We start from the raw sequence: 23,738 nt of genomic DNA, 5'->3' as shown, positions 1-23,738 counted from the left end.
TCAGGGCTTTTTATATTGTCCAGCTACATAGCAGTAGTTAACGGCAGGAATAGGTTTGCTCTAAGTCAACCGTTGAAGGCATGGATGCCTGAATCGAGCCCCCATGGATGGGTTCACGGCGCGTTGACGTGAGCAAACCAGTTTCTGCCGGAGTCAGCTCAAGCTGCACTAAATAAGTTCTGGTGCAATTGCTTCACCACACCCGGTGCATCAGCATCCTGCACTAAGAAACACAGGTTATGCTTGGACGCACCATGGCAAATCAGTCGCATATTAATGCGCTCCAGCGTATTAAACAAATCGCCGGTAATACCTTTACTGCTGTGCAGGTGATTACCAATTACTGCAACTAAGCTCAGGCCCTGCTCGACTGACACTTCACAAAAGCTGCGCAGCTCGCTTAGCGCCGGCTCAACAGAAACATTGAACGCGCTGGTCATGCCGCCCTCGTCCAATGTCAGTGCCACACTGATTTCTGATGTGGTAACCAAATCTACCGAAATCTGGTGACGGCTTAAAATATCAAACACCCGGGTTAAAAAGCCGGCGGCATGCAACATGGCCGGGCTTTTTACGGTGATCAATGTCTGTGATTTTCTAAGTGCAATGGCACGATACGGCGGCCGGTCTTTCACGTCTTTGGCTATCCAGGTCCCACCCGCTTTGGGTTCGCGGCTGGAGCCAACAAATACGCCGATATTACGCCGCATTGCCGGTATTAACGTTGCAGGATGCAGCACCTTGGCACCAAATGTCGCCATCTCTGCCGCTTCATCAAAACTGATTTCTTTAATACAACGCGCCTGCTCGGTTAAACGCGGGTCGGTAGTAAAAATACCGACCACATCGGTCCAAATTTGCACCACTGACGCGCTTAGCGCTTCGCCAAATAATGCTGCGCTGTAATCCGAACCGCCCCGGCCGAGCGTGGTAGTCTGGCCGATTTCATCGGCGCCGATAAAGCCCTGAGTCACAACAACATTATCCGCCACTAATGGCTGCAGATGCAGTGCACATAATTCGCTGATCTGACTTATTTGCGGCTCACCTTTACCAAACCGGCTGTCGGTACGCATTACGCGGCGGGCATCAAAGCATAGTGCCGATGCGCCACGCTCGCGCAGCACCTGCGCAAACAACACTGAGCTTAAACGCTCACCAAATGACTGTATTTCATCTTTATGTGCACCGCTGTATACCGCGCCGTTCTCTATCAGTTCACGCAGCGCCGACAGGATCCCTTCAATCTCTGGTGCAGCCTGTTGCGGATTATCCAGCCGGTTTAATACCGCTAACGTGATGCGCTCAATACCCTGATAACAGGCATAACGCTCTGCCACATCGGCATGCCTGGTGATATCTACCAATAAATTAGTGACGCCTGAGCTGGCACTGACAACCACTAAACGAATGGCGGGTTCAGCCAGAATAATGTCGGCACAACGCGACATAGCTTCGAAGTCTGCGACACTGGTGCCGCCGAATTTTGCAACGATAAGTTTGGACAAAGGTGCCTCTCCTTATAAAACATAATAAGCAGAGCATGGCATTTGCTAACAGCAAAACGAGAATGGAACAGACAGCTTCTGTAATTTCTGTAAACTGTAGTTAACAAAGGCCAGAAGCTCTCCACCGCTATTCAGGTGACAGTCGTAAGGATTCAGCCTTAGCGACCGAAAAGTGACGCTCTATAACAACACTTTTCTCGGCGTTAGTCCCCCTCATTCAGGCTACGATGTATAGACATCTGTCCTGAGTTACCTGGCTAACGCACCTCTTCTGGTCTATCAGATATGATTGACGGACGACACCTTAACCTGTTTTACGGCCCCAAGCAATAGCCTTTTAGCCGTCTAAACAGAACTTTTTCAGAGGTGAACCGCGATCATATCTGCCAGCGCTTATATTTGAGCGCCATGGTAGCGGTTTAATCTGAACAAATCCTTAGCATCAATGAAATAAATCAGTAGTTAAGGTTAATTTTTTTAAGCTGTGCGACAAAGGCATCCATATCTGCCTCGCTCGACGCATCGCTGTGCCATTTATGGTGAAAACCCAATGTTAACTGCACCTTGCCATTGCTAAAGTAAATCTCGTATCCGTCAAAGCCGGAATTAACCGTTATACCATCCAGTTCAAACCCGGCACCCAGCTCATTGTTAATCGGCGTACCGTGTTTCTCAACTTTGCCAAACACATTAAGTAAAAACTTAGCATCCAGTTCATTTTGCATGGTGTTATCCCCGGGTTATTTTCTGTCATCATACCACTGCTTTGCGCCGGACACTGACAAAGGTTATAGTCCGGCGCTATAAAAAGGAGAAATACCCATGCAAAAGCTCATTTCCGGCTGTGCGCTGCTACTTAGCATTTCAGTTCAGGCCAACAGCATTAAAGAGGCGCCTTTGGTATCAATTGCCAGCCACGATAACTTCTTTAATAATCTGGCGGCGCTTTGTGGCAAAGCCTTTGCTGGCAAAGTCAGTGTTGATACACCTTCAAGTGATGGCTTTAACGGCCGGCTAATCATGCATGTGCGTAAATGTACCGACCGGCAGTTACAGATCCCCTTCCATGTCGGCGATGATCACTCCCGTACCTGGATTATCACTAAAACCGGTTGTGGCCTTAGCTTAAAGCACGATCACCGGCAAAAAAATGGCGAATATGACCAATCCACCATGTATGGCGGCCATACCGTTGACGCTGGCTGGGCTAATGTACAAAGCTTCCCGGCAGATCAGTATTCTAAAGAGCTGTTTGCCCGCTTAGGTAACCCGCAGTCAAATAGTAATATCTGGCAAATGTATATCTACCCACAGATCTTCAGCTATCGGATGATCCGTGAAGGGCGAGAATTCAGAGTCGATTTCGATTTAACCAAACCGGTTACTTTACCACCTGTGCCCTGGGGGTATCAGGATTAACCGCCAATTGCGGGCGGTCAGCAAACTGGTCAGTGCATTAGCGGTACGCTAAGATAAATGGCTTTTATATCAGGCTTGCTCTGTAGCGGGCTTTATAACGATAACAATATGGAGTATTTATGACGACCCTATCCAGGTTTACCCGCCTTGCCGCAGCTCTGGCGGCAGCAGGCTTGCTAGCCGCCTGTTCAGAGCCGGCTACCGACGTTAATACAACCGAGCCGGCAAAAGCTCAGACAGAGGAAGCTCAGCAGACACTTAAGCTGACAGAAGTAAATCCGCGTCTGGGAGAATATATTAAAACCTTGTCTTCAGACGAGTTTCAGGGCCGCGCGCCGGCAACGAAAGGCGAAGAGCTGACAGTTGCCTATCTGGAAGACAATTTCCGCCGTATTGGCCTCAAACCCATCGACGGTGACAGCTACAAGCAGCCGGTGTCATTGGTACAAATCGACCCGAAAGAGGTGTCGGCGATGACACTGAGCGGCGACAACGTGCCGGCCCAATTTACTTATCGCGACGAAATGACGGCCTGGACCAAACAAGTAACTGAACAGGTAGAAGTGAAAGACAGCGACATGGTGTTTGTCGGCTACGGTATCGTCGCACCGGAATACGGCTGGAACGACTACGAAGGCCTGGATGTAAAAGGCAAAACCGTGGTGATGTTTGTCAATGACCCCGGCTTTGCTACGCAGGACCCTAAGCTGTTTAATGGCAATGCTATGACGTATTACGGCCGCTGGACCTACAAATATGAAGAAGCCGCCCGTCAGGGTGCTGCGATGGCGTTAATCATTCATGAAACCGACGCCGCCAGCTATGGTTGGGGTGTGGTTGCGCATGGCTCGCCGATTAAGTTTGATTTAATCAACGAGAACAAAAACGCGGATCTGGCAAAAGTCGAGGGCTGGATCACGACTGAGTCGGCAGAGAAACTGTTCGCCAATGTCGGCACAGACCTGGCCACCATGCATAAAAAAGCCCTGGAAAAAGACTTTGCCCCGCTACCTCTGAATACCAAAGCGTCAATCACGGTGAAAAATAACCTGCGTGAGCTGACATCAAGCAATGTTGTCGGCTATATCGAAGGCAGCAAGTACCCGGACGAGTACGTGCTGTACATGGCACACTGGGATCATCTGGGGATGGACTTTTCCAACCCGACCAACAAAGTCTTTAACGGCGCCCAAGACAATGCCTCCGGCACTGGCGGCTTACTGGCGCTGGCAGAATACTTTACACAGCAGCCACAGCCCGAGCGCTCGGTGGTATTTGTTGCCGTGACCGCGGAAGAACGTGGTTTACTGGGTTCCGCCTGGTATGCAGCTAACCCGGTCTTCCCGCTGGAGAAAACCGTTGTCGGCATTAATATGGATGTGATGAACGTCTATGGTCCGATGAAAGATATGGTGATTGTTGGCCTGGGTAACAACAACGCGGAAGATATTCTGATTAAATACACCAAGCAGCAAGGTCGCTATCCGGTGCGTGAGCACAACCCTGAAGCGGGTATTGCTTATCGCTCAGACCATTTCAACCTGTCGAAGAAAGGTGTGCCGATTTTATATGCCAAAGGCGGTAACGACCATTTTGAGAAAGGTGCAGATTGGGGTAAAGCGCAGCGTGCCGAGTTTAACAAATGCTGCTACCACAAAGTGAATGACGAATACGATGATAACTGGGATTTACGTGGCGCCCAGCAAGACTTGTTCCTGTTTTATCAGGTAGGTAACGAGCTGGCTAACAGCCGTACCTGGCCAAACTGGAATGAAGGCAACGAGTTCCGCGCACTGCGCGATGCGTCTGCCGCAGAGCGTAACTAATTTGTCCTACCGTATTTCAGGCTAAGGGCAGCAACCGCTGCCCTTTTTTATGGCCATCTTTTTACCCAGGTGCCGCCCGCTTCGATGCAGCGTAAATGGCAGCAACTTCGCAAGCCTGATATATTCATAACCTATTCAGTAAGTTCGGCTTAATGTCAGCTTATTAACCGAAAGGAAACTCTATGCGCTGGTGGCATAAAACGCTGCTTACAGGCTTAGCTTTATTACTGCTGTTAACAGCCGGCGCTTACTGGTACCTGCAAAAACAACTGGCAGCTTTACCGGTGAAAAACCTGCAATTTAACATTGCTGCCCTCAGTCTGCACCAGCTACGCCTTGGCCGGGTTAGTTTTCAACTTGAGCAAACTGCTGCGCAGTTTACGCTTAGCGAGGTCACCCTGGTCTGGTCTTTTAGTGGCGGGTTCAGCCCTGTGCTACGTGAATTCGGGCTTGGCTCGGCCGACATCAAACTGACACAATGGCCTGAGCAGAACACGCCCGCTGCAGCTGCCGATAATGAGCCTTTTAGCCTGCCACAAAACTGGCAACTTCCGACAGTGCTGCCCGAACGCATCAGCCTGCAACGCGTCAGCCTGCAACTGCCTTGTGGCAACAGCCTCTGCCACTACCTGCTAAATGGCCAAGCTACTGTCGACCAGCAAAAGCTGCGCTTTGCGCTCACCGGCTTTGATACTGCAGACACGCAACAACAGCGTTTGACGCTAAACGGCAGCTATGAAACGGTGCAAAATTTGCCGCAGCTAAATGTACAGTTGACGCTTGATGACAGCATAAGTCTGGATTTACATCAAAGTCTGATACAACAAACTAATCTGCTGGCTGAGGGCGCGGTGGAGCTTACGATATCCCCGCCTTCCCCCTGGCTGCTGCAGCAGACGAGTGCCTGGCAGCTTGCATTACCAGCCGATGCTGTCGCGCAGTTCACAGCACCGGTGCGTGTTGTCAGCCAATGGTCGTTTGATCTGCCTGAACAAGCAGACCTGGCCAGTATTAGCCAGCATATATCAGGCAACTGGCAACTTAATGCGGATTTACCAGCACCATTAGCCGTACCCGGAATTGGCCGCTTGCAGGGCAGGTTAACGGCAGCGGTTGGATTCAAACAGGGTGAACTTAACCAGTACCAGTTAAACAGCAAGCTGACCCTGCAGCAGCCGGTTGTACCGGAGCAGCTGCAACAGCTAGGGATTAATAGCGACACCGTGTATCTGGATTTATCAGCCGACGGCAGCAGCCAGCCAGAGCTTACCGCTTTGCCACTGAGCGTAAATATCCGTACAACCGGTGCCAGTGCGTTAACGTTGTCTGCCGATACGCTGATGAACCTGACGCCCCCGCTCAGTGCCAGTTTAAAAAATGGCAAACTGACCTGGGTGCAGCAGCATTTAACACCGGATACGGGTATCGAACTTGAACAGCTGAAATTACAAAGCCAATTTAACGCTTACTGGCTGGCCAATAGCTGGCAACTGAACTTAAGCAGCAGCGACGTCAGCACAACAACGCTGCAGGCAACCGAATTTAGCGCCAGTAATGTTAAGATCTCAGCGACATCATCCCGGTTAACAGGCGACAGCGCCTTTTCTGCACTAACGTTTAAAACCGATATTCAGGCTGACGCAGCCGATATTAAACAGGCCGCATTAAAGGCACAGAGCTGGCAGTGGCAGGGTCAACTTAACGGCAGCGTCGCTGCTGGCGATAGCAACGCGCTGAAGCTGAATGCTACAGGCAAGTTAAGCAATCAGGCCAACCTCGGTATCAATCACCAACTGACGTATCAGCAACAAGGTTTAACGCTAAACTGGCAACTGGACGATGCTTTTTTACTGGCCGGCAACCCTTTTCAGCAGAGCCTTACCGATTGGCCTGCCCTGTTAGAGTTTAACCGTGGCCGTATAACCGCAAGCGGCAGCGTAACACTGGCCGATACCATCGCCGCTCAGGCGGACATTGCGCTGTCGGGTGTCAGTGGTATTTATGACCGCAGCCTGTTTACCGATCTTAATCTGCCGCTGTCAGTCGAGTACAAAGGCGATACCGTATCAGTTAGCACCAGTGGTGCAACGCTGGCTGAAATACAGCATGGTGTTGTTGCCGGCCCGCTGCGGATGCAAACCAGCTATGTGACACCGGCTAACACCTTAACCGCCGGTAAACTTGATATCAGGCAGTTGCAGCTACTGGCGATGGGCGGGCAAATCCGTGTTGAGCCAACGTTATTGGATCTGGCGCTGCAACAGCAGCAGATCACCGTGCAAGTTGAGCGCATAGACCTGACCAAATTACTGCAGCAACACCCCACGACAGACTTAACCGGTAACGGCCTTATCTCCGGTACCATCCCGCTGTTGTTAAACCGCAGTGGCGCCAGTGTCGAAGGGGGTTACATTGCGGCAGAAAGCCCAGGCGGCCAGTTACAATACCGCCCGCCCACAGCTGAAAACATGGCTGCGACCAACCCGGGAATGAAAGTCATGTTAAAAGCACTGGATGATTTTCATTACTCCGTGCTGTCCAGTAATGTTAGCTATGATACAAACGGTAAGTTACTGCTGGCACTACAACTACACGGTAACAACCCGGCATTGGAAGCCGGACGGCCGATTAACCTGAATATTAATCTGGAGGAAGATATTCCGGCGCTCATCACCAGTTTACAACTTAGCAGCCAAATAAGTGACAAAATAAAACAGCGGGTACAACAACGTCTTCAACAGCAAAGCGCCGGTAAGCGCTAATGGAGCATCCTAATGATTAAGCAACTGAGCAGTGCCATATTGCTACTGCTGAGCCTTGCAGCCTGCACCCCCAAAGTGCAGGTTGCGATGCCAGCGGAGCCAATTAATATCAATTTGAATGTGAAAATTCAGCATGAAATTTATATCAAAGTCGATAAGCAGCTCGATGAGCTATTCAGCGACGACAGTGGGTTATTTTAAGGAGCGTAAAATGAAATCGTTAAGCAAGCTGAAAATGTTGCTGTTACCTGCCCTGTTTGCCATAAGCCTGCCGGTGCTGGCAATGAATTTACAACAGGCGATGGCAGCGTTAAGCCAGGCCAAAGCTCAGGGTTTAGTTGGCGAGCAGGCAAATGGCTATCTGGGTGCGGTGCAAAACAACAGTGAAGCCAATGACATCGTTAAACTGATTAACGACGCCCGCCGTGCTGAATATGCCAGGCTGGCTAAGCAAAACAGCATTGCAGTGGCTGATGTAGAAGCCATGGCAGGCAAAAAGGCGCTGGAGCGTACCAGTGCCGGCCATTACATACTGCTGGATGGTAATTGGGTAAAAAAACCCTGATTGCTGATTTTGTATTACAGTAATAGGCAAACAACCAGCAGCTGCTAAGCTATTGACAGGCAGCATGTAATGAAGGCGATGTATGGCAATTAAGCGGCTTTTCTGTGCACTGACTGTACTTTGCTGTAGTTGCGCGCATGCAACGCCTGAGCAGTTTGATGAGCTGGTACACCAGATTGAAAGCGGTCAGCGTTATTTTTTCAGCCTGACCGACTTTCAAACCACCTTACAAGAATTAGAAACCACACTGCCTGCCAATGACCCGGTACGGCGTAATATCTTTGACAGAATGCGCTGCATGCTGGGCTTTTTTGACCAACCGCAAAAAGGTATTGAATACAGTGATGCCCAACTTGCTGCCGCCAAAGCACGCGGTGACAGTGCAGCGTTGGCAGATTACTACGTTTGCCGTTATTACCTGTTCAGCCAACTTGGACAAGCGCAGCAGGCAGAGCAAAACGCGCAGTTGGGTTATCAGGCTGCAAGTGACAGCGAGAACCCGCTCAGCATAGCTATCAGCCTCAGTCTGCTTGGCAGCATAGCCTCTTATGAGGGCAATTACGCTGATGCCATGCAGCATTATCTTACCGCCTATCAGTTGCAGCGTGGTTTAGGCTATAAACCCTACATCAGTGATTTAGTATTATCCATCGCTGCCACCTACCGTCGGATGGGGCTTTACCAAGACGCACTGAATTACATCGAACAGGCCGAGCAGGAGTTTAACTCGCCGGATGAGCAGTTCCGACATGCGCTAATCATGCATGAAAAAGCCTTTTCCTACGCTGAACTTGGCCAGTATCAGCAGGCACTGCAGTTGTTTGAACAGTCGATGACAGTGTATCAGCAGTTAAAAGAGCCAATGTGGCGCACCTTTACCAAAGTGAATCTGGTATGGATTAACAATTTGCTTAAGCGTTACGACATTGCGATAACACTGGCAAAGGAGGCGCAAAGCGAGCTGGATACGCTGCAAACTTATGATATGTCCTCTGTTGCAACTTACCGCGGCTTGCTGGCGATGTATCACGGCGAGACCTTGCTGGCCCTGCAGCAGGTGCCGGAAGCATTGCAGCAATTTGCCCTTGCTGAAACCGCACTTAGCGCAGATGGCAACCCACGCTATTTGCTGATGCTTTACAAAGCCAAGGCAGCAGCGCTCGCGGGTACTAAACAGTACGATGAAGCCTATGCATTGTTAAACCAATATCTAGAGCAAACGCAGATCCAGCAGCAAAAAGCCCGCGAGCAACAAAGTAATTTATTACGGGTACAGTTTGATTCTGTCCGCCAGCAAGAGCGTAATACCCAGCTAAAAGCGGAGAAACAGCTGGTTGAGCAGCATGTCAGCGCATTACAACTGGCACAGCGCTGGCAATACGCGGCTCTGGTACTTATTGTACTGATGCTGGTCATTTTATTGGCGTTCGCTATCTCGCTGAAAAAGCGTAACCAGCGCCTGCACCGCCTTGCCATGACAGATGAGCTGACCAATGTTGCTAACCGGCGGCGTATTATGATGCAGGCTGAGCAGGAGCGGATAAAGGCAATTGATACCAAGACAGAGCTGAGTTTTCTGATCCTCGATCTGGACCATTTTAAGCAGGTCAATGACTGCTTTGGCCATGACGCCGGCGATATAGTGCTGCAACAAATGTGTATCATCGTCTGTGCTATGTTGCGTGAACAAGACCGATTAGGCCGCACCGGCGGTGAAGAGTTTTTAATCGTATTGCCTGATGCCAATGCCCAGCAGGCAGAAGCCATTGCCGAACGGCTGCGTCAGGCGATAGCAGCGATTGCCTTTACCGGCTATGACAATTTAGCCGTCACCTGCAGTATAGGCATCAGCCAGTATCAGGCGCCGGAAGCGCTAAACAGCAGCCTGTCAAGAGCGGATAAAGCGTTGTATCAGGCCAAAGCACAGGGCAGAAACAAAGTAGTTTTTGCGCAATAAAAAAGGCCGTAAAACGGCCTTTTTTAATTCTGTTAACGTTAGGCGTGCGCTGGTGTACGTTTTTGGTGCGCAACAAATAAACCGATAAGCACCAACACGGCGACCGCTACACCAATAGGCTTGCTGTAAGTAGCTGGCAGGTTAAAACCAATACCCGCCGTGGCAATATACGCCACTGTAATTGCCGTACCAATTACCGCAGGAATACTGGCAATCCAGTGAAAAGTACCGCGGTCAAACAGGTATTTAGTTGCCAGCCAAAGCACGCTGGTAGACAACAGCATGTTGGAGAACGCGAAATACCGCCAGATTAGAGAGAAATCCAGGAACGTCATTAAATAAGCAATACCCAGCAGCGGCACTGCTAACAGCAAGCGGTGCAATGTGGTCTGCGAAATATTAAACGCGTCCATAATGGTTAGCCGTAAAGAACGAAACGCGGTGTCACCTGATGTGATAGGGAATATAGCAACAGCCAGTATTGCCATTACGCCACCGAACACGCCAAGGTAACTGTTCGCAATATGGTTAACCACTAAGCCCGGGCCACCCTGCGCTAACATCGCTTTTAACTCAACATAGCCGCCCGGGAAAGCTGAAATACCGGCTAAGGCCCAAACACAGGCCACGATACCTTCACACATCATGGCGCCATAAAATACCGGGCGCGCATACTTTTCATTAGTAAGGCATCTGGCAATCATCGGTGACTGAGTAGAATGGAAGCCACTGATGGCACCACATGTAATCGTCAGGAACAGTAACGGCCAAATAGGCGCGCCATCGGGGTTAGGTGTTAAAAAGTCATGGTGTTCGTGCGAGTCAAAGTAAGCAAAGATATCGTTTACCTGTGGTAAATGTGGCGCTTCCAACAGAATTGAAATGGCAATAAGGCTGGTCATCACAATCATTAACGCACCAAACATTGGGTATAACTTAGTGATGATTTTATCAATGGGTAACAACGTCGCTAAAAAGTAATAGGCCAGAATCACCAATACCCAAAAGGTATTACCCGCCAGAATCGTACCTTCAAAGAAAGATAGGTTACTCAGTAAGCCTGCCGGGCTCATGATAAAAACGACGCCAACGAAGAACAGCAACATCGCAGTAAAAATCAGCATGAAGCCTTTAAAAATCACATTGTAATAATGGCCGGCTATTTCAGGTAAGCTCTTACCATCTTCTTTTAAGCTCATTACACCAGAGAAGTAATCGTGTACAGCTCCGCCGACAACGTTACCTATTACAATCCACACTAGTGCAACAGGGCCATATACAGCACCTAAAATAGGACCGAAAATTGGCCCTACCCCCGCTACATTCAGAAACTGAATGAGGAATGCTTTTACAGGATGGATGGCGACATAATCAACACCATCATGCAGACGCTCTTGAGGCGTGACAGCGCTAGGATCTATGGCAGCTTGTTTTTCAACAAACGGGCTGTACAGTTTATAGCCAAGTAAGAGTATGGCGATACTGATAAAGAATATTAGCATTACGCAGATTCCTCGTTGTTTTATAGTTTGCCAACCTGCATCAACGCAGAGTTATGCAATATTATGTAGGGCGCCGCAGCTTAGCATGGAAATATTTACGGTAATACTAGCCTATAGTCGAAGTGACGGATAACGATTGGCGTGCATTCGCTTGGTAAAACGCCATTTTGTATTTCCCCCCACGTACTGTCGCAACAAGAAAGACGACTGAAGCGGAATATGCACTTTGCATAATATGTTTAGCAGAGCTTTGTTTGCCGCCTAATTCTCATCAATCCATCGAACTAAGTTAGACATCGATTCTCTACTAACTCCTGCTGCCAGATTCTCAGTAATATCAGAAAGTTTTCTATTTCGAAGTACCATTCTCCAAGCTTCGTCGGCATCATACATAACAGCTGCAATAGCACACAGATCTGAAAATTTTCTATCGACTTTAGCCAAACAAGGATTGTTTCTACGGATTTCATTGCATTTGAAAGTCTTTTTTTTTCCTTCAACCGCCTCGACCACATCTAGAAATGAAATGTCATTGGGCGACTTTGCTAAGCTGTAACCGCCGTGAGGCCCAGACGTAGTACTTACCAGCCCGGCATTAGATAGCATCTGCAAGCATTTCGACAAGTAGTCTTTCGGAACACCGTGAAACTCGGCAAGCGTCCGGGAACTCAGCAGCTTGCCTTTTGGAACTGTTGCTAAAATCATTACACAGTGAAGTGCCCATTCGACCTGATTGCCTAGAATCATGAAAGATTCGCTCTCCCTAGCCCCAAGACTTTGTCTCTATCACCTGGCACCGATTTAAATGTCGCAGCAAAGCGATTGAAAAGATTTATAAAGCCAATTTGCATATTTAAATCGACAATTTCCTGATCACTAAAATGCTGCTGCATTCTCTCGAATAATTCATCTGATACCGGGCCTTGATTGATCAACGTGACGGCTTTTGTCCATTCAAATGCGAGCTTTTCCTTCTCATTGAAAAGTGGCGAATCTTGCCACGTTGCCACGTGGTAAATTCTTAATTCACGCTCACCAGCAATTTTAGCTTCTTTACAATGGATATCTACACAGAACGCACAGCCGTTAAGTTGAGAAGCGTATATCTGAACAAGCCGCATTATCGTCTGATCCATAGAACTTTTTTTGCAATATTGATCGAGCCCGCCCAAGTGCTGAAATGTAGGCATAGCTAAAGAAAAATAGTCAAGTCTTTGCATTTTTTGTTCCTTTTATGAGAGTCATATCGAGGCTTACCAGTTATCAGCCTCAATTACGGACAATTATTATCCGAGATAAAGTTAAAGTCAACAAGATGAACTATCCACCTTGTAGCACACTGCTATAGCCAGCGGTTTGAATAACTGGCTTGCTGCCACGCATTAACATTCGCACCTGTGCTGCTTTTGAACCTAACAGGCCTTTAAACCAGTGCATTTAATAGTGATAGCAATGGGTTTACCGATAAGTGTCTAGCGCCTCTGTCTTGCCAGTAAGGATGCTGGAATGAGCAGGTGCTGATTGAGAATGGAGTAAAAGAGACCCAATATGTGTTTGTTGCAAGCTATCGCCTGGCAACTATGATGAAAAATAAAGCAATCTGTCTTGCTGATGAGCAAAAGCCTGGCCGCTAACGCAGCCAGAATAGCGGTTTTACCTATTAACTCCAGGAAGGCGCATATGTGTTAGGCTCATATACCCTAAACACTTTTATTCACTTCATAACGTAGTTCAGCCATACCTATGCCTAACTGGCGAACGGAAACAAGCTGGAGTGTTGGGCTTAAAACACAGCGCGGAAAAAGGGGTTTGCCTTTACCAAGGGTGGCAGAGCCAATTTGAACAATAATCTCATCCAGTAGGCCTGCGTCATAGAACTGGCCTGCCAGGTCGCCGCCACCTACAATCCAAATATTTTTGTCTTTAGCCGCACTTCTCATTTCTCGATGAATTTGATGTACATCTCCATTTGCAAAATGGATATCTGCGCCATCAATCCCGGGCAGCTTACGACTTGAAAATATCCATGCTGGTTGGTTGTAAGGCCATGGTGAGCCCGTCTCTTTAGCTACCTGCTCAGCATGGCGCACCATCCATTCATAGGTTGCTGATCCCATCGTCAGGGCGCCTACTTCACGTATGAATTCTGGATAGCTGGAATTGTTAAGATCCCCAAGAGGGAAAAGCCAATCAAGAGAATCATCCTCAGTCGCGAGAAATCCATCAAGACTTGTAGCTGTATAATATTGCGTTTTCATTGTTTATATACCTGCTAATTTTATTCGCCAAACGTTCAAGCTAAGCCGCATGCAACGGCTCTTGAGCCAGGGTTAGGCGATGCTTTTCGGTGTCTTGAACTCAAAGAGTTGCTTATACTGGACTTCCCCTAAAACACTAGACACGCCTAACGCCAACAGCAAGCGCGCCGCCTTTGGCGTCGTATTGTTAGGCTTTGGCTACCATTGGCCGCAAATCATCAACAAGCCGCTTTCTGCTGCTGCGCTCATACTCGGCAGGCGAGAAAGGCATTGAGGAGCTTGCGTAGTCATCAATGAGTTGGAGCAGATCTTCCTTGGAGAAACCAACAGCGGATGGCTTATTCCCGTCCGCTGTGAGTATCGTCAACTTTTCCTGAAGCATCTCCTTTCTCACGATACCAATACCAGAGGATGGGTCTGCGACACACAATCCAAAAGTGCCGTTCCAGAAATGAGGGAGGAAGCTTTGAATCTTTTTCTCAACAACCATCGAATCTTCCAGATAGTCCTGCAGGGCGCTACGAAGTTCCTTTGTCAGCGTCTCAACAACAGCTGCGCGCTCAGATCCGGAAGCCGATTGGGCTGCAATTCTGGCCCAGCGCACGCACTCAGGCCGGAAGTACTCTCCTATCAAGCTCTCACTAATTTCAGTCGCGCCAAATGCTGCGGATCGAACCGAGCTTCCCTCACAGATATAGGTAGAACTTGGTATTGCTTCAGCTGCTATAAGCTGATCAAGGCGATCTGGCGAAATTCCGACCATCGACGCAAATGCAGACTTATCAATGAAATGCTTTTGCAGATACTCACTTAACAACATTGCTTCCTCCAAAGTCTAACGCCTCAATAACCGGTGCAGCTTTCCTGCGTCCGGCGCCGAAGACGCGAAGTTGATTGATTTGTTATGCTCACTTTTCTTTGCAAACAATAGAGTTTGCCAAAGTACGTGCAGACTCTAGTATTTCCTTAGCTTGATTTCGAGACGAGCTGCACCGTGCGATCATCACACTGCCCGCCAGTAGCGATACCAAAGCCCATGCACCGACTTTATCTCTCCCAACTAAACCCGAGCTCATTTGAACCACAATCTGCTCAAGCTTCTCTGAAAACAACTTCTTTGTGTCTTCATCTGACCGCATTACATCTGCTGAAAGTGCCGGAACAACACAGCTATGCCCGAGATCATCCGTATGATCTAAGCTCAAATAGAAATCCAAAAACTGTTGGGGCCAATCATCTTGATACTGTTCCTCTAGCTGAATGAGTGTATCAATATAGTCATTCATTCCCTTCTCGATAACCTCATAAAATGCTTGGCCTTTTGAAGAAAAGTGACCATAAAAAGCGCCAGACGTCATTCCAGCTCGTTTTGCGAGACCGTTGATCCCCAAGCCACTGTACCCCTCTTCACGGAAGCCCTGTTCCGAAGACTTCAGTATATGGTTGCGTGTCTTTTCCATATGCTCTTTTGAAGCTCTCATTAGCCCACCTCGAAATTATAGATATCGATCATTATATTTAACTTGAAATAAATAGCGACCACTATATATACTAAACATAGTGATCACTACACATTAAATTCTACTAATTAATTTATGGAGAAATAACATGCCAATTCAAATCATTATCACTGAAGGACTCATTACTAAGGAAGCCGCTCAAAAGATGCATCAAGCAGTTGGTCAGGCTTTTCTAGATACTCACCAAATCAGTGGTAATCGATTCATGCTGCCAAACATTGTTGGGGAGGTGGTATTCATGGATAGCGAACTAACTTTTTCAGGGTTAAAGCCGTCTCCTCTAGCTATCGTTGAACTACGAGTTCCCTCATTCACGTTTGGCACTCAAGCACAAAAAGATAAATTCGTTCGAGAAGTCACCGATATCGTGCTTACTCATACAGAGGAAAAACTTCCCAAGGAATCGATATGGGTAAATGCCGTTTATGCCGTTGAAGGACTTTGGGGTATTGCTGGTAAAGCCTACACAAATGAGGAGCTTGGTAAAGTAATACAACAGGCCGGCTAATTTGCAACCTAAGCCCTTTAGTCTGCTCTGGCTAAAGGGCGTTTTCTGGGGAAGGAATATGAAAAATGCTAATCAAGTGGTTCAATTCTTACACGTGATGCTTCGAGTTAGTGAGCTTGAGCGTTCACTCGCTTTCTATACCGAATTATTTGGTCTAAAAATCCTAAGGAAGATTGACTACCCAGAAGGACAATTCACACTTACATTCTTGGGATTTGAAAAAGAATCAACCTCTACTGTAATTGAATTGACTCATAACTGGAATGAGAGAAAATATGAAAAGGGTGATGCTTTTGGACATCTAGCTTTCGCGGTAACCGATATTCATCAATTTTGCCATTCACTAAAAGAAATTGGCGTCAAAATAACAAGAGAACCTGGTAAAATGAAATTTGACGACAGAGAAATGATTGCATTTATTGAAGATCCAGATGGTTACAGCATCGAGCTGATTGAGGCTACGTAAAAGCCTAACATTTTATTATTGTGCATGCTCGTTGCTTCATTTCCGACAGAGGAAACAACCATTAACATGTCGTTGTAAAATGACGATATTTCTCAGGTTTTCGTTTTTCCAATCCGGCAAAACGAGCGTGCCTTATATTTCTGACGCTGTGCATTATATTTCTGCACCCTTCAAACGTAAGTACCTAATTTATAGCATGTAAATAAAACCCGCAATTCGCTTATGTGCAATGTTAACGGGATATCTGACCAAAGTTGCCTGACATCTCAAATAACACTGTATATAAACACCGGCCTCAAACCCCATACAACTCATGCTGCAGCAGTTTAAACTGCGCTTTAAACGCCTGCTCTGCTTCAGCGGGAAATGGATAACCTGCCGGGCCGACGAAGACGAAGTCGGTGTTGGCGGTGAGTGCGGTGTCGTTTCGAATACGGTTGTAGGCTTCTATCCAGGCGTCGTAGTGCTCTATCAGTGCTATAGCATGCGCCATTAGCTGCGCGGGGATTAGATGGCCTTTGGCCAGCAGTAAATCGCGGATGGCGATATTGCCTTTTTGAATAACCTCGGCTTCCAAATGCAGGTTTTTATTGTCCCAACGTTCAAACGCGCGTTTGGTGCGCTCCAGCTGCATTTGTAGCGGGCCAAATAGTTCTGCCAGCGCCTGCTCTTTCCAGCTGCGGGTAGATTCAAACACTTTCAGCCCTTGGCTAAACTGAGCTTCAATCTGTGTTTCAATAGTTTTATTGCGGCGTAAAAACAGCACACCCAGTAACGCTGTTACCACACTGCTTCCCAGAAAACTGCCGATAATTACATCCAGTAATTGCGCCATGTTCTGCCCCTTAGGCTGCTGCTGTAGCAATAAAAATAGCAGGCAAAAATAGTATTACTGTTGCGGTTAAAGCTTTTTTAATCTGGCTGTATTTTAGTGATGACTGATGTAAAGTAAGCCAGACGCATATGTAACGATAGCCTTTACAGCAGATCAGGATGAGCCGGCATGCGCAGTACGACTTTATTTATCGGTTTAACCCTGTGTACATTTAATGTAAACAGTGCCGAGCATATCAGTGATCACGAGCTGTTTTGCAGCAAGGTAACTGAACAACCTTGCCTGTCATATATCAGGCAACAGCTGACTGCCCTGCCGCCTGCCTCTGTCAGCTGGTTCAAAGTAAAATCGTACGAACTTGATTACCTGTTTGATAAACAACAGTTTGCTGCGCTAAAACTGCAAACCGAACAATTGCTTAAACGACAGTCTGTGCCCGGCAGTTTTGCCGCTCAGCTTTACTTTTATCATGCCAAAGTGCTGTACAGTGAGGGTGACACAGAGCCTGCCCGCCGCTACGCTGGCCTGGCACTTAGCATGCTGCAGGGTGCATTTGATACCTTCGGCACACCACTACGGCTGGTAGAGCTGGCTAACCTGCACTACTCACTGCACGAATACGATAAAGCCGACGCCATTCTTAATGACGCGGCTGCACACTTTAGCAAGAACAAAGACCCGCTGTTCTGGTTTGAATGGTACTCAAACAAAGCGCTGATAGAACACATTAATAACCAGCTGGTTGCGGCCGCGAGCTTTAGAGAGCAGGCTGTTGCTGCTGCACTACAGCTGGGCCATAGCGGAAAAATCATCGTCGCTTTAGGTAACCTGGCACGCACGCAACAGTTGCTACAGCAATATGACACTGCCTATGCGAATTACCAACAAGCAATACCCTATATGCAGGATGACAGTGACGACACCAATAAAGCGATTTATCAGCTCAGAATGGCGGAAATAAGCTGGCAAAGCGGTAAATATCAGCAGGCGGTTAATCACCTGCTGGCGCTGGATAAAACCAAGCTAAGAGCGCCGCATCAGGTCGTTTACGACGCGCTGGCGGCAGAAAAAGAACTTGCTGAACTGGCGGCTGGTCCAGCTTCTGCCAAACAATAATCCCTGCCGGGTTACTACTCTGTATGCTTAAGCATGCCATGCATCGTTAACCAGCTAACGAACGCATTAAACCAACCGGTACTGGTCGTCTGTTTAGGGTACATGCCAAAGCCATGACCGCCCTGCTCATAAAAATGAAACTCCACTGGCTTTTTCGCTGCCTGCCAGCTTTCAATCAGGCCAAATTGACTGCTGGCAAAAAACGGATCATCGGCTGCCAGCGCGACAAATAAAGGTGGTGCATCAGCCGGCACCGTTACTGCAGTAATGGGGCCATAAATATTGCCAATAAAAGCAGGCTTTGCCTCCTCGCCGGTAAGCGCAGTGGCCATCGTTAACATGGCGCCGGCCGAGAAACCCAGCATGCCGATGCGGTCCGGGTCGATTTTCCACTCAGCTGCACGGCGGCGGATTAACGCGAATGCAGCGTTGGAATCTTCAAGCTGCACGGCAAGTTGTTTCCTCATCTGTTCAGGTTCAAGCTGCGGTGCCTTGCGCCCGGTGTTTGCGAACATCTGCTCCATTGCCCGCTTAAATGCCGCCATCTCCGACGGGGTTTGGTTTAAACGGTACTTCAGCACAAAGGCGGCAATGCCCTGTTTGGCAAGCGCCCGGGCCACATCCCAACCTTCGTTTTCCATTGACAGGGTACGAAAACCACCACCGGGTGCCACGATAACCGCAGCGCCACTGGCCATTGCCGGCTCAGGCAAAAAAGGCGTTAGCGTGGCCACCGTAACATTACGCGCAAACCGGCTGCCATACTGTGAATGCCACGCTTCCTGCACCTGAGCGCCAGGCAGCGGCCCGGTACCAATTTCGATTGCATCTGCCTGCTCAGGTGTAACAATCACTGTCATGCTATCGTCCGGCTGCGCTGACGCGGGTACGGCAAATAAACACACGGTTAGCAGCACGACCAGGTTAAGCACGTTACATTTTACGCCGGGCAGTTCAAATAAATGCTTACCAGGGCCTTTTTTAGTCACTTTCATACCAACAGTATCCTTTTCTATTTAGTGGTGCGTACTATGGGTTTCAGGCTGCCGTCGTCATTAAAGTACACTCTGTCTACACTGACTGATCTGCGGTAACTGCCGCCACCCGGAAGATCGGCGCTGTGATACGCAAGATAAGTGTTGCCTTTAAAATCAAACATCGCCGGGTGAATAGTGGTGGTGCCAGGCAGTGGCGGCAGAATAATACCCCGGTACTGCCAGGGCCCTGTGGCAGAGTTACTGGTGGCATAGGCAATACTTTCCGGAAAACCCGCCGCATACAGCAAATAGTAAATACCGTTATGCTTTGATACATAGGGGGCTTCTTCAAAATTGGGTAAGGTGTCAACGGTATGAATATCGACCTGGGCGGTACTGCGGTTTTGCATCTTCCCGTCCGCATCCAGCGTGTAGTTTTCGCCTTTGAGGTGTACCAGATCGGGCTCAAGCTCCACCCACCATAGCTGCTTATTGCCCCAGTAAAGGTAAGCGCGGCCATCATCATCAATAAACACCGCCGGGTCGATATTGCGCCAGCTATGGTCTTTATACTGTGCAGTATCTTCAAGCAAAATCATCGGCATGCCACGCGGGTCTGTAAACGGGCCTTGCGGGTTATCCGCTACCGCTACACCAATGGAAAAGCCAAATTGCCCACCGGTTTGGCCGCCTTCAACCGCGGCATAAAAGTAATAGCGGGCCTTACCTGATTTGTCTTTGTGCTCAATAACATGATGCGCGTAAGCGTTACCGGCTTTTTCATCGGTACGGGCCCAGCTAAAATCCGCAGCTTTGAACACAGCACCGTTATTTTGCCAGCTGATCATGTCTTTGCTGGTCCAGAGCCGGTAGTCGTACATGCGGTAATCTTTACCCTCTGCATGCTGTTCATCATGTGTGCTATACAGATATACCGTATCATCTGTCACCATAACTGCCGGGTCTGCAGTATAGATAAAAGCCCCTACTTCGTTTGTCGGGTCCTGGGTGTCGTATTTAATAATGGGGTTATCAAAGTGGGAAGGCGCGGTGGTATCCGCTGCCGTTATATTGCTGTCCGGACGCGGCGCCGGCACTTTGCTACAGGCGCAAACAGCGGTAACAGTGATGAGCAAAATTATATACGTAAAACGGCGTTTAATGTTTATTACGCTTGTCGCTGTCAGCATTAAATGGCATCCCGGGGTCATAAAAATCAACTAACTGACAGTTTGTTAAAATTTTTGCCCTAACGGAACGCCCAGCCTATTACGAAACTGTTTAATAAACTTATCTTATTTGTCAGGTACCCACAGCTGTTCATGGCTGGCGCCACGAGTCAGATGTGTTACGACCACAAAATACTTAAAATAATCAGCCCCATGATCGCAGCAACAAATAACACGTTATACAAAGAGCTGGTTAACCAGAATTTCAGTGCGGTTTTCAGCCAGCCTTGCTGGTAGTAAAACTTCTGACATAAAAACAGATAAACCGGGATCCAGATAAGCGTTACCGACGCCAAAAACCCGCAAACGTCAGCCAGCCACGGCCAGCTGGCAACAGCAGATAAAGCGTTAAGCCCCAGATACAGCGCAGACATTTGTAAAATGAAACTGTGGCTGTGCAGCGCAACAATTAAATGCTCCATGTAGTAACGATCGGAGCGGATGTACAGCAACTTCAGTAGCAGCGCAAAAAGCGGCAGCAGTAAAAACATCATCTGCGGTGCCAGGCTGAAAAACTTATTAATTGCCAGCTTAGGGTTAGCAATCAGCGCTTCCAGCTTTTTATCAAACTCAGACTGAGCGCTGTCGGATAAAAACCCAATCTCGCTATCAAATGGCTTTTGCTGTTGCTGCTTTTCCTGCTCGATATCGCGCCTAATATCATCCATCACTTGTGAAAAGGTGCTTTTAGGCTGGCTGGCGGCATTTTCCAGCTGCTCTGTAGCCGGGTTAACCGTTACCGGCACCTCCGGTACCAGTTGGGCAAAGATTAAAAACGCGACAATAGAGGTAAACAAGTACAGCCGCAGCGGCGGCACATAAGGCACGCGGTGACCGGCAACATAACGGCGGCTTAAAAAGCCCGGGCGAAACCACAACGGGATCAGCGTCTGCCAGACCCGGGTATCCCAGTTACTGAATTCACCGAAAAACTCCGTTATTACACCACTGACATTACGGATATAACTCTTCTTCTCCTGCCCACACTGATGACAAAAAGCACCATGTAAGACGGTGTGGCAGTTATCACACGTTTTCTGCTCTGTTACATCCATATCAAGCACCCGCGTTATTTATTGGTTTTGCGACACTGCGCCGTATGCGACCGATTCTACGTTAAGCAGTTGTTTTGGCAAGTGTTGTCCGCAAAGCCTGTGCGGACAGTCAAAGTGTCCGCGGACACTGCCAAACACACCCAAAAACAAAAATAATTAACTTAAAAACAATAACTTAAACATTGGCACTAATACTGCTATAACACTGCAGCTTAGCAACACATAAAGGACACCAATAACAATGATCCAGGGTACTGAAACACAGGACAACATTATTCAGCGTCAGCCCAAAACGCTGTTTCGCCGCGTTCTCCCTGCCGCCGCTATTGCCGGCACCGTAATAGTGCTGGCAGCGGCTTTTTTTAATTCTATTGGCGAAACCGCCAGCTTAGTACTGCCGCGCTCACAAATGCAGTTTGCCACAGTACAGCGCGGCGATTTAGTGCGTGATATCGCCGTACAAGGCCGGATTGTTGCCGCCAATGCGCCAACACTGTACAGCCAGGAAACCGGCCAGGTGCAGTTATTTAAGCAACCGGGTGAAGCCGTTACCTTAGGCGACTTGCTCGCCACCATCAGCAGCCCGGCGCTGCAAAATGACTTGCAGCAACAGCAGGCGGTGCTTGAGGGTATGCGCTCTGAAGCAGAACGTGCTGCGCTTGCAGCGCGTGAGCAACAGCTGGATATGGAACAGGTAATGAATAACGCCCAGGTTAATTTGCTGGCGGCCCGGCGCGAGCTTGAGCGCGCACAGCAGTCGATTGAACTTGGTGTGATCCGCAAGCTGGATTTTGATATCGCCACCGACAACCTGACCAAAGCCGAGCTGGAATTTGATCACGCCAAACGCAAAGTGGAACTGGCCAAAGACAAGCTGAGCTTTGAACAAAGCTCACGCACGCAGGATATCCACCGCCAGCAGCTGGTTGTTAATGAATTGGAACGTAAAGTGACTGCCCTTAATATCACAGCGCCGGTGACCGGCCAGCTGGGTAACTGGCTGGTTGAACAGCAAAGCCATGTTCTGCCAGGGCAAGCCCTGCTAACGGTAATCGACTTAAGCCGCTATGAAGCAGAGCTTGCTGTGCCGGAAAGCTATGCCCGCGACTTACTGCCCGGCCAGCAGGTAGAAGTGAGCATCGGCAGCCAGCGATTAAACGGCGCTATCAGTTATATCGCCCCTGAAGTACGCAACAACCAGGTCAGTGCCAGGGTACGTTTTGACGATGTTGACAGCACTGCCCTGCGTCAGAGCCAGCGCTTAACGGCCCGCGTCATCCTTGAGCATAAAACCGATGTGCTGAAGATTGCCCGTGGTGAATTTATCAGCTCTGGCGGCGGTCGTCAGGCCTATCAGGTGCTGGACAATCAGGCGGTACGCAAAAACATCGAACTTGGCGCGTTATCAGTGCAATGGGTAGAAATACTTGACGGTGCCAGCGAGGGCGAACAATGGGTTATTTCAAATTTAGCCGACTTTAAAGATCAAAACCGGGTCAATCTAAATTAAAAATTAAGGATAACAATATGATAACGCTAACGAATTTAAGTAAAATTTTCCGCACCGAGCTGATTGAAACCCATGCCCTGCGCGATATTAGCTTACAGATTAATGAAGGCGAATTCGCTGCGCTGACCGGCCCTTCCGGTTCTGGCAAATCTACGCTGCTGAACATTCTCGGCACGCTGGAGCAGTTTGACGAAGGCGACTACCAGCTGGATGGTAAGTCGGTAAAGGGGTTATCTGATGCTGCGCTGTCTAAATTGCGTAATGAAAAAATAGGTTTTATCTTTCAAAGCTTTAACCTGATTAAAGATTTCAGCATCTACGATAATATTGAGCTGCCGCTGCGCTACCGCGGCTTAAAACCGGCACAGCGCAAACAGCGGATTGAACAGGCGTTGGAGCTGGTAGGCCTGCACGCGCGGCGCAGCTACCTGCCCAGCCAATTGTCCGGTGGTCAGCAGCAACGGGTGGCCATTGCCCGTGCTATCGCCGGCCAGCCGCGTATTTTGCTGGCAGATGAACCAACCGGTAACCTGGATTCATTAATGGCCCGCCAGGTTATGGAGCTTCTGGAGCAAATTAATCAACAGGGTTGCACCATTTTAATGGTGACACACGACCCGGATCAGGCGCGCCGCGCTGGCAGGCATATTCAGATCATCGACGGCCAGCTCAGTGATGCGGTGCTATACGACCCGCTCTCGGCACAAAGCGCTTAAGGAGCCGGC

The 23,738-nt window shown here is 48.6% G+C and carries 23 protein-coding genes and 1 riboswitch; of the genes, 11 read left to right on the top strand and 12 right to left on the bottom strand.

Annotation, left to right across the window (positions count from 1 at the left end; translation table 11 throughout):
• Positions 1 to 158: 158 nt before the first annotated feature.
• Both lysC and AC5SV9_RS18575 read right to left on the bottom strand, forming a co-directional pair.
• Positions 159 to 1,508: a lysine-sensitive aspartokinase 3 gene (gene lysC / locus AC5SV9_RS18580; protein WP_475149358.1), complete on the bottom strand. Its 1,350-nt coding sequence runs from the start codon at positions 1,506 to 1,508 to the stop codon at positions 159 to 161.
• A 106-nt stretch (positions 1,509 to 1,614) separates the two neighbouring features.
• A riboswitch (Lysine riboswitch) is annotated at positions 1,615 to 1,787 on the bottom strand.
• Positions 1,788 to 1,963: 176 nt separating this feature from the next.
• Positions 1,964 to 2,233, bottom strand: a complete 270-nt coding sequence (locus tag AC5SV9_RS18575; RefSeq protein WP_475149356.1) for a DUF3081 family protein — start codon at positions 2,231 to 2,233, stop codon at positions 1,964 to 1,966.
• A 97-nt stretch (positions 2,234 to 2,330) separates the two neighbouring features.
• On the opposite strand from AC5SV9_RS18575, the gene AC5SV9_RS18570 reads away from it, so the two are divergent.
• From AC5SV9_RS18570 to AC5SV9_RS18545, 6 genes are all read left to right on the top strand, one after another.
• Positions 2,331 to 2,927, top strand: coding sequence for a hypothetical protein (locus tag AC5SV9_RS18570; protein WP_475149354.1), 597 nt, complete (start codon positions 2,331 to 2,333; stop codon positions 2,925 to 2,927).
• A 119-nt stretch (positions 2,928 to 3,046) separates the two neighbouring features.
• Positions 3,047 to 4,753, top strand: a complete 1,707-nt coding sequence (locus AC5SV9_RS18565) for a M28 family metallopeptidase (protein ID WP_475149352.1) — start codon at positions 3,047 to 3,049, stop codon at positions 4,751 to 4,753.
• A gap of 182 nt (positions 4,754 to 4,935) precedes the next feature.
• Entirely contained in the window at positions 4,936 to 7,515 is a 2,580-nt protein-coding gene (locus tag AC5SV9_RS18560) for an intermembrane phospholipid transport YdbH family protein (RefSeq protein WP_475149351.1), read from the top strand.
• 12 nt (positions 7,516 to 7,527) lie between these two features.
• Positions 7,528 to 7,716, top strand: coding sequence for a YnbE family lipoprotein (locus AC5SV9_RS18555; protein WP_273021581.1), 189 nt, complete (start codon positions 7,528 to 7,530; stop codon positions 7,714 to 7,716).
• 10 nt (positions 7,717 to 7,726) lie between these two features.
• Positions 7,727 to 8,080 carry a YdbL family probable chaperone protein gene (locus tag AC5SV9_RS18550; RefSeq protein ID WP_134055368.1) on the top strand — a complete coding sequence of 118 codons (354 nt, stop codon included), beginning with the start codon at positions 7,727 to 7,729 and terminating at the stop codon, positions 8,078 to 8,080.
• Positions 8,081 to 8,162: 82 nt separating this feature from the next.
• The gene (locus tag AC5SV9_RS18545; RefSeq protein ID WP_475149348.1) at positions 8,163 to 10,037 is read left to right on the top strand and encodes a GGDEF domain-containing protein; all 1,875 of its coding nucleotides are present in this window, start codon (positions 8,163 to 8,165) and stop codon (positions 10,035 to 10,037) included.
• A 38-nt stretch (positions 10,038 to 10,075) separates the two neighbouring features.
• Here the strand turns inward: AC5SV9_RS18545 and AC5SV9_RS18540 are convergent, their stop codons facing one another.
• From AC5SV9_RS18540 to AC5SV9_RS18515, 6 genes are all read right to left on the bottom strand, one after another.
• Entirely contained in the window at positions 10,076 to 11,539 is a 1,464-nt protein-coding gene (locus tag AC5SV9_RS18540) for a carbon starvation CstA family protein (RefSeq protein ID WP_475149346.1), read from the bottom strand.
• 261 nt (positions 11,540 to 11,800) lie between these two features.
• The gene (locus AC5SV9_RS18535; RefSeq protein WP_475149344.1) at positions 11,801 to 12,286 is read right to left on the bottom strand and encodes an RrF2 family transcriptional regulator; all 486 of its coding nucleotides are present in this window, start codon (positions 12,284 to 12,286) and stop codon (positions 11,801 to 11,803) included.
• Positions 12,283 to 12,759, bottom strand: a complete 477-nt coding sequence (locus AC5SV9_RS18530) for a carboxymuconolactone decarboxylase family protein (protein WP_475149342.1) — start codon at positions 12,757 to 12,759, stop codon at positions 12,283 to 12,285. Before AC5SV9_RS18530 ends, AC5SV9_RS18535 begins: the two co-directional genes overlap by 4 nt.
• Positions 12,760 to 13,239: 480 nt before the next feature.
• Positions 13,240 to 13,797: a dihydrofolate reductase family protein gene (locus tag AC5SV9_RS18525; RefSeq protein ID WP_475149340.1), complete on the bottom strand. Its 558-nt coding sequence runs from the start codon at positions 13,795 to 13,797 to the stop codon at positions 13,240 to 13,242.
• A 187-nt stretch (positions 13,798 to 13,984) separates the two neighbouring features.
• On the bottom strand, positions 13,985 to 14,617 hold the full coding sequence (locus AC5SV9_RS18520; protein WP_475149337.1) for a DUF6058 family natural product biosynthesis protein: 633 nt from the start codon (positions 14,615 to 14,617) through the stop codon (positions 13,985 to 13,987).
• A gap of 88 nt (positions 14,618 to 14,705) precedes the next feature.
• Positions 14,706 to 15,278, bottom strand: a complete 573-nt coding sequence (locus AC5SV9_RS18515) for a TetR/AcrR family transcriptional regulator (protein ID WP_475149335.1) — start codon at positions 15,276 to 15,278, stop codon at positions 14,706 to 14,708.
• A 127-nt stretch (positions 15,279 to 15,405) separates the two neighbouring features.
• Between AC5SV9_RS18515 and AC5SV9_RS18510 the strand changes: the two genes are divergently transcribed.
• Together AC5SV9_RS18510 and gloA are read left to right on the top strand one after the other, a co-directional pair.
• Positions 15,406 to 15,825 (top strand): tautomerase family protein, encoded by a 420-nt coding sequence (locus tag AC5SV9_RS18510; protein ID WP_475149333.1) that lies wholly within the window; start codon positions 15,406 to 15,408, stop codon positions 15,823 to 15,825.
• 58 nt (positions 15,826 to 15,883) lie between these two features.
• Positions 15,884 to 16,291 (top strand): lactoylglutathione lyase, encoded by a 408-nt coding sequence (gloA, locus tag AC5SV9_RS18505; RefSeq protein ID WP_475149331.1) that lies wholly within the window; start codon positions 15,884 to 15,886, stop codon positions 16,289 to 16,291.
• 295 nt (positions 16,292 to 16,586) lie between these two features.
• Here the strand turns inward: gloA and AC5SV9_RS18500 are convergent, their stop codons facing one another.
• The gene (locus tag AC5SV9_RS18500) at positions 16,587 to 17,126 is read right to left on the bottom strand and encodes a hypothetical protein (protein ID WP_475149328.1); all 540 of its coding nucleotides are present in this window, start codon (positions 17,124 to 17,126) and stop codon (positions 16,587 to 16,589) included.
• 168 nt (positions 17,127 to 17,294) lie between these two features.
• Here AC5SV9_RS18500 and AC5SV9_RS18495 point away from each other — a divergent pair, with 168 nt between their 5' ends.
• Positions 17,295 to 18,242: a hypothetical protein gene (locus tag AC5SV9_RS18495; RefSeq protein WP_475149326.1), complete on the top strand. Its 948-nt coding sequence runs from the start codon at positions 17,295 to 17,297 to the stop codon at positions 18,240 to 18,242.
• Between the two features lie 14 nt (positions 18,243 to 18,256).
• Here AC5SV9_RS18495 and AC5SV9_RS18490 read toward each other — a convergent pair whose 3' ends face one another.
• The 3 genes from AC5SV9_RS18490 to AC5SV9_RS18480 all read right to left on the bottom strand — a co-directional run bounded on the left by AC5SV9_RS18490 (position 18,257) and on the right by AC5SV9_RS18480 (position 21,503).
• On the bottom strand, positions 18,257 to 19,237 hold the full coding sequence (locus tag AC5SV9_RS18490; protein WP_475149323.1) for an alpha/beta hydrolase: 981 nt from the start codon (positions 19,235 to 19,237) through the stop codon (positions 18,257 to 18,259).
• Positions 19,238 to 19,254: 17 nt separating this feature from the next.
• Positions 19,255 to 20,409, bottom strand: coding sequence for a glycoside hydrolase family 43 protein (locus AC5SV9_RS18485; protein WP_475149320.1), 1,155 nt, complete (start codon positions 20,407 to 20,409; stop codon positions 19,255 to 19,257).
• A gap of 158 nt (positions 20,410 to 20,567) precedes the next feature.
• Positions 20,568 to 21,503 carry a DUF3667 domain-containing protein gene (locus tag AC5SV9_RS18480; protein ID WP_475149318.1) on the bottom strand — a complete coding sequence of 312 codons (936 nt, stop codon included), beginning with the start codon at positions 21,501 to 21,503 and terminating at the stop codon, positions 20,568 to 20,570.
• A gap of 241 nt (positions 21,504 to 21,744) precedes the next feature.
• Here AC5SV9_RS18480 and AC5SV9_RS18475 point away from each other — a divergent pair, with 241 nt between their 5' ends.
• The gene (locus AC5SV9_RS18475) at positions 21,745 to 23,013 is read left to right on the top strand and encodes an efflux RND transporter periplasmic adaptor subunit (protein ID WP_475149316.1); all 1,269 of its coding nucleotides are present in this window, start codon (positions 21,745 to 21,747) and stop codon (positions 23,011 to 23,013) included.
• Between the two features lie 17 nt (positions 23,014 to 23,030).
• On the top strand, positions 23,031 to 23,729 hold the full coding sequence (locus AC5SV9_RS18470; RefSeq protein ID WP_475149313.1) for an ABC transporter ATP-binding protein: 699 nt from the start codon (positions 23,031 to 23,033) through the stop codon (positions 23,727 to 23,729).
• Positions 23,730 to 23,738: the final 9 nt, after the last annotated feature.

The sequence above is a fragment of the Rheinheimera sp. ATLC3 genome, assembly GCF_059429535.1.
Note: the sequence above shows the minus strand (reverse complement) of the source record. Positions and strands in the feature narration are given on the sequence as shown.

What these genes read in the sequence shown, in the direction of transcription:
- AC5SV9_RS18575 (WP_475149356.1), bottom strand. Translation starts at nt 2,233, where the DNA reads ATGCAAAATGAACTGGATGCTAAGTTTTTACTTAATGTGTTTGGCAAA.
- AC5SV9_RS18570 (WP_475149354.1), top strand. Translation starts at nt 2,331, where the DNA reads ATGCAAAAGCTCATTTCCGGCTGTGCGCTGCTACTTAGCATTTCAGTT.
- AC5SV9_RS18565 (WP_475149352.1), top strand. Translation starts at nt 3,047, where the DNA reads ATGACGACCCTATCCAGGTTTACCCGCCTTGCCGCAGCTCTGGCGGCA.
- AC5SV9_RS18560 (WP_475149351.1), top strand. Translation starts at nt 4,936, where the DNA reads ATGCGCTGGTGGCATAAAACGCTGCTTACAGGCTTAGCTTTATTACTG.
- AC5SV9_RS18555 (WP_273021581.1), top strand. Translation starts at nt 7,528, where the DNA reads ATGATTAAGCAACTGAGCAGTGCCATATTGCTACTGCTGAGCCTTGCA.
- AC5SV9_RS18550 (WP_134055368.1), top strand. Translation starts at nt 7,727, where the DNA reads ATGAAATCGTTAAGCAAGCTGAAAATGTTGCTGTTACCTGCCCTGTTT.
- AC5SV9_RS18545 (WP_475149348.1), top strand. Translation starts at nt 8,163, where the DNA reads ATGGCAATTAAGCGGCTTTTCTGTGCACTGACTGTACTTTGCTGTAGT.
- AC5SV9_RS18540 (WP_475149346.1), bottom strand. Translation starts at nt 11,539, where the DNA reads ATGCTAATATTCTTTATCAGTATCGCCATACTCTTACTTGGCTATAAA.
- AC5SV9_RS18535 (WP_475149344.1), bottom strand. Translation starts at nt 12,286, where the DNA reads ATGATTCTAGGCAATCAGGTCGAATGGGCACTTCACTGTGTAATGATT.
- AC5SV9_RS18530 (WP_475149342.1), bottom strand. Translation starts at nt 12,759, where the DNA reads ATGCAAAGACTTGACTATTTTTCTTTAGCTATGCCTACATTTCAGCAC.
- AC5SV9_RS18525 (WP_475149340.1), bottom strand. Translation starts at nt 13,797, where the DNA reads ATGAAAACGCAATATTATACAGCTACAAGTCTTGATGGATTTCTCGCG.
- AC5SV9_RS18520 (WP_475149337.1), bottom strand. Translation starts at nt 14,617, where the DNA reads ATGTTGTTAAGTGAGTATCTGCAAAAGCATTTCATTGATAAGTCTGCA.
- AC5SV9_RS18515 (WP_475149335.1), bottom strand. Translation starts at nt 15,278, where the DNA reads ATGAGAGCTTCAAAAGAGCATATGGAAAAGACACGCAACCATATACTG.
- AC5SV9_RS18510 (WP_475149333.1), top strand. Translation starts at nt 15,406, where the DNA reads ATGCCAATTCAAATCATTATCACTGAAGGACTCATTACTAAGGAAGCC.
- gloA (WP_475149331.1), top strand. Translation starts at nt 15,884, where the DNA reads ATGAAAAATGCTAATCAAGTGGTTCAATTCTTACACGTGATGCTTCGA.
- AC5SV9_RS18500 (WP_475149328.1), bottom strand. Translation starts at nt 17,126, where the DNA reads ATGGCGCAATTACTGGATGTAATTATCGGCAGTTTTCTGGGAAGCAGT.
- AC5SV9_RS18495 (WP_475149326.1), top strand. Translation starts at nt 17,295, where the DNA reads ATGCGCAGTACGACTTTATTTATCGGTTTAACCCTGTGTACATTTAAT.
- AC5SV9_RS18490 (WP_475149323.1), bottom strand. Translation starts at nt 19,237, where the DNA reads ATGAAAGTGACTAAAAAAGGCCCTGGTAAGCATTTATTTGAACTGCCC.
- AC5SV9_RS18485 (WP_475149320.1), bottom strand. Translation starts at nt 20,409, where the DNA reads ATGCTGACAGCGACAAGCGTAATAAACATTAAACGCCGTTTTACGTAT.
- AC5SV9_RS18480 (WP_475149318.1), bottom strand. Translation starts at nt 21,503, where the DNA reads ATGGATGTAACAGAGCAGAAAACGTGTGATAACTGCCACACCGTCTTA.
- AC5SV9_RS18475 (WP_475149316.1), top strand. Translation starts at nt 21,745, where the DNA reads ATGATCCAGGGTACTGAAACACAGGACAACATTATTCAGCGTCAGCCC.
- AC5SV9_RS18470 (WP_475149313.1), top strand. Translation starts at nt 23,031, where the DNA reads ATGATAACGCTAACGAATTTAAGTAAAATTTTCCGCACCGAGCTGATT.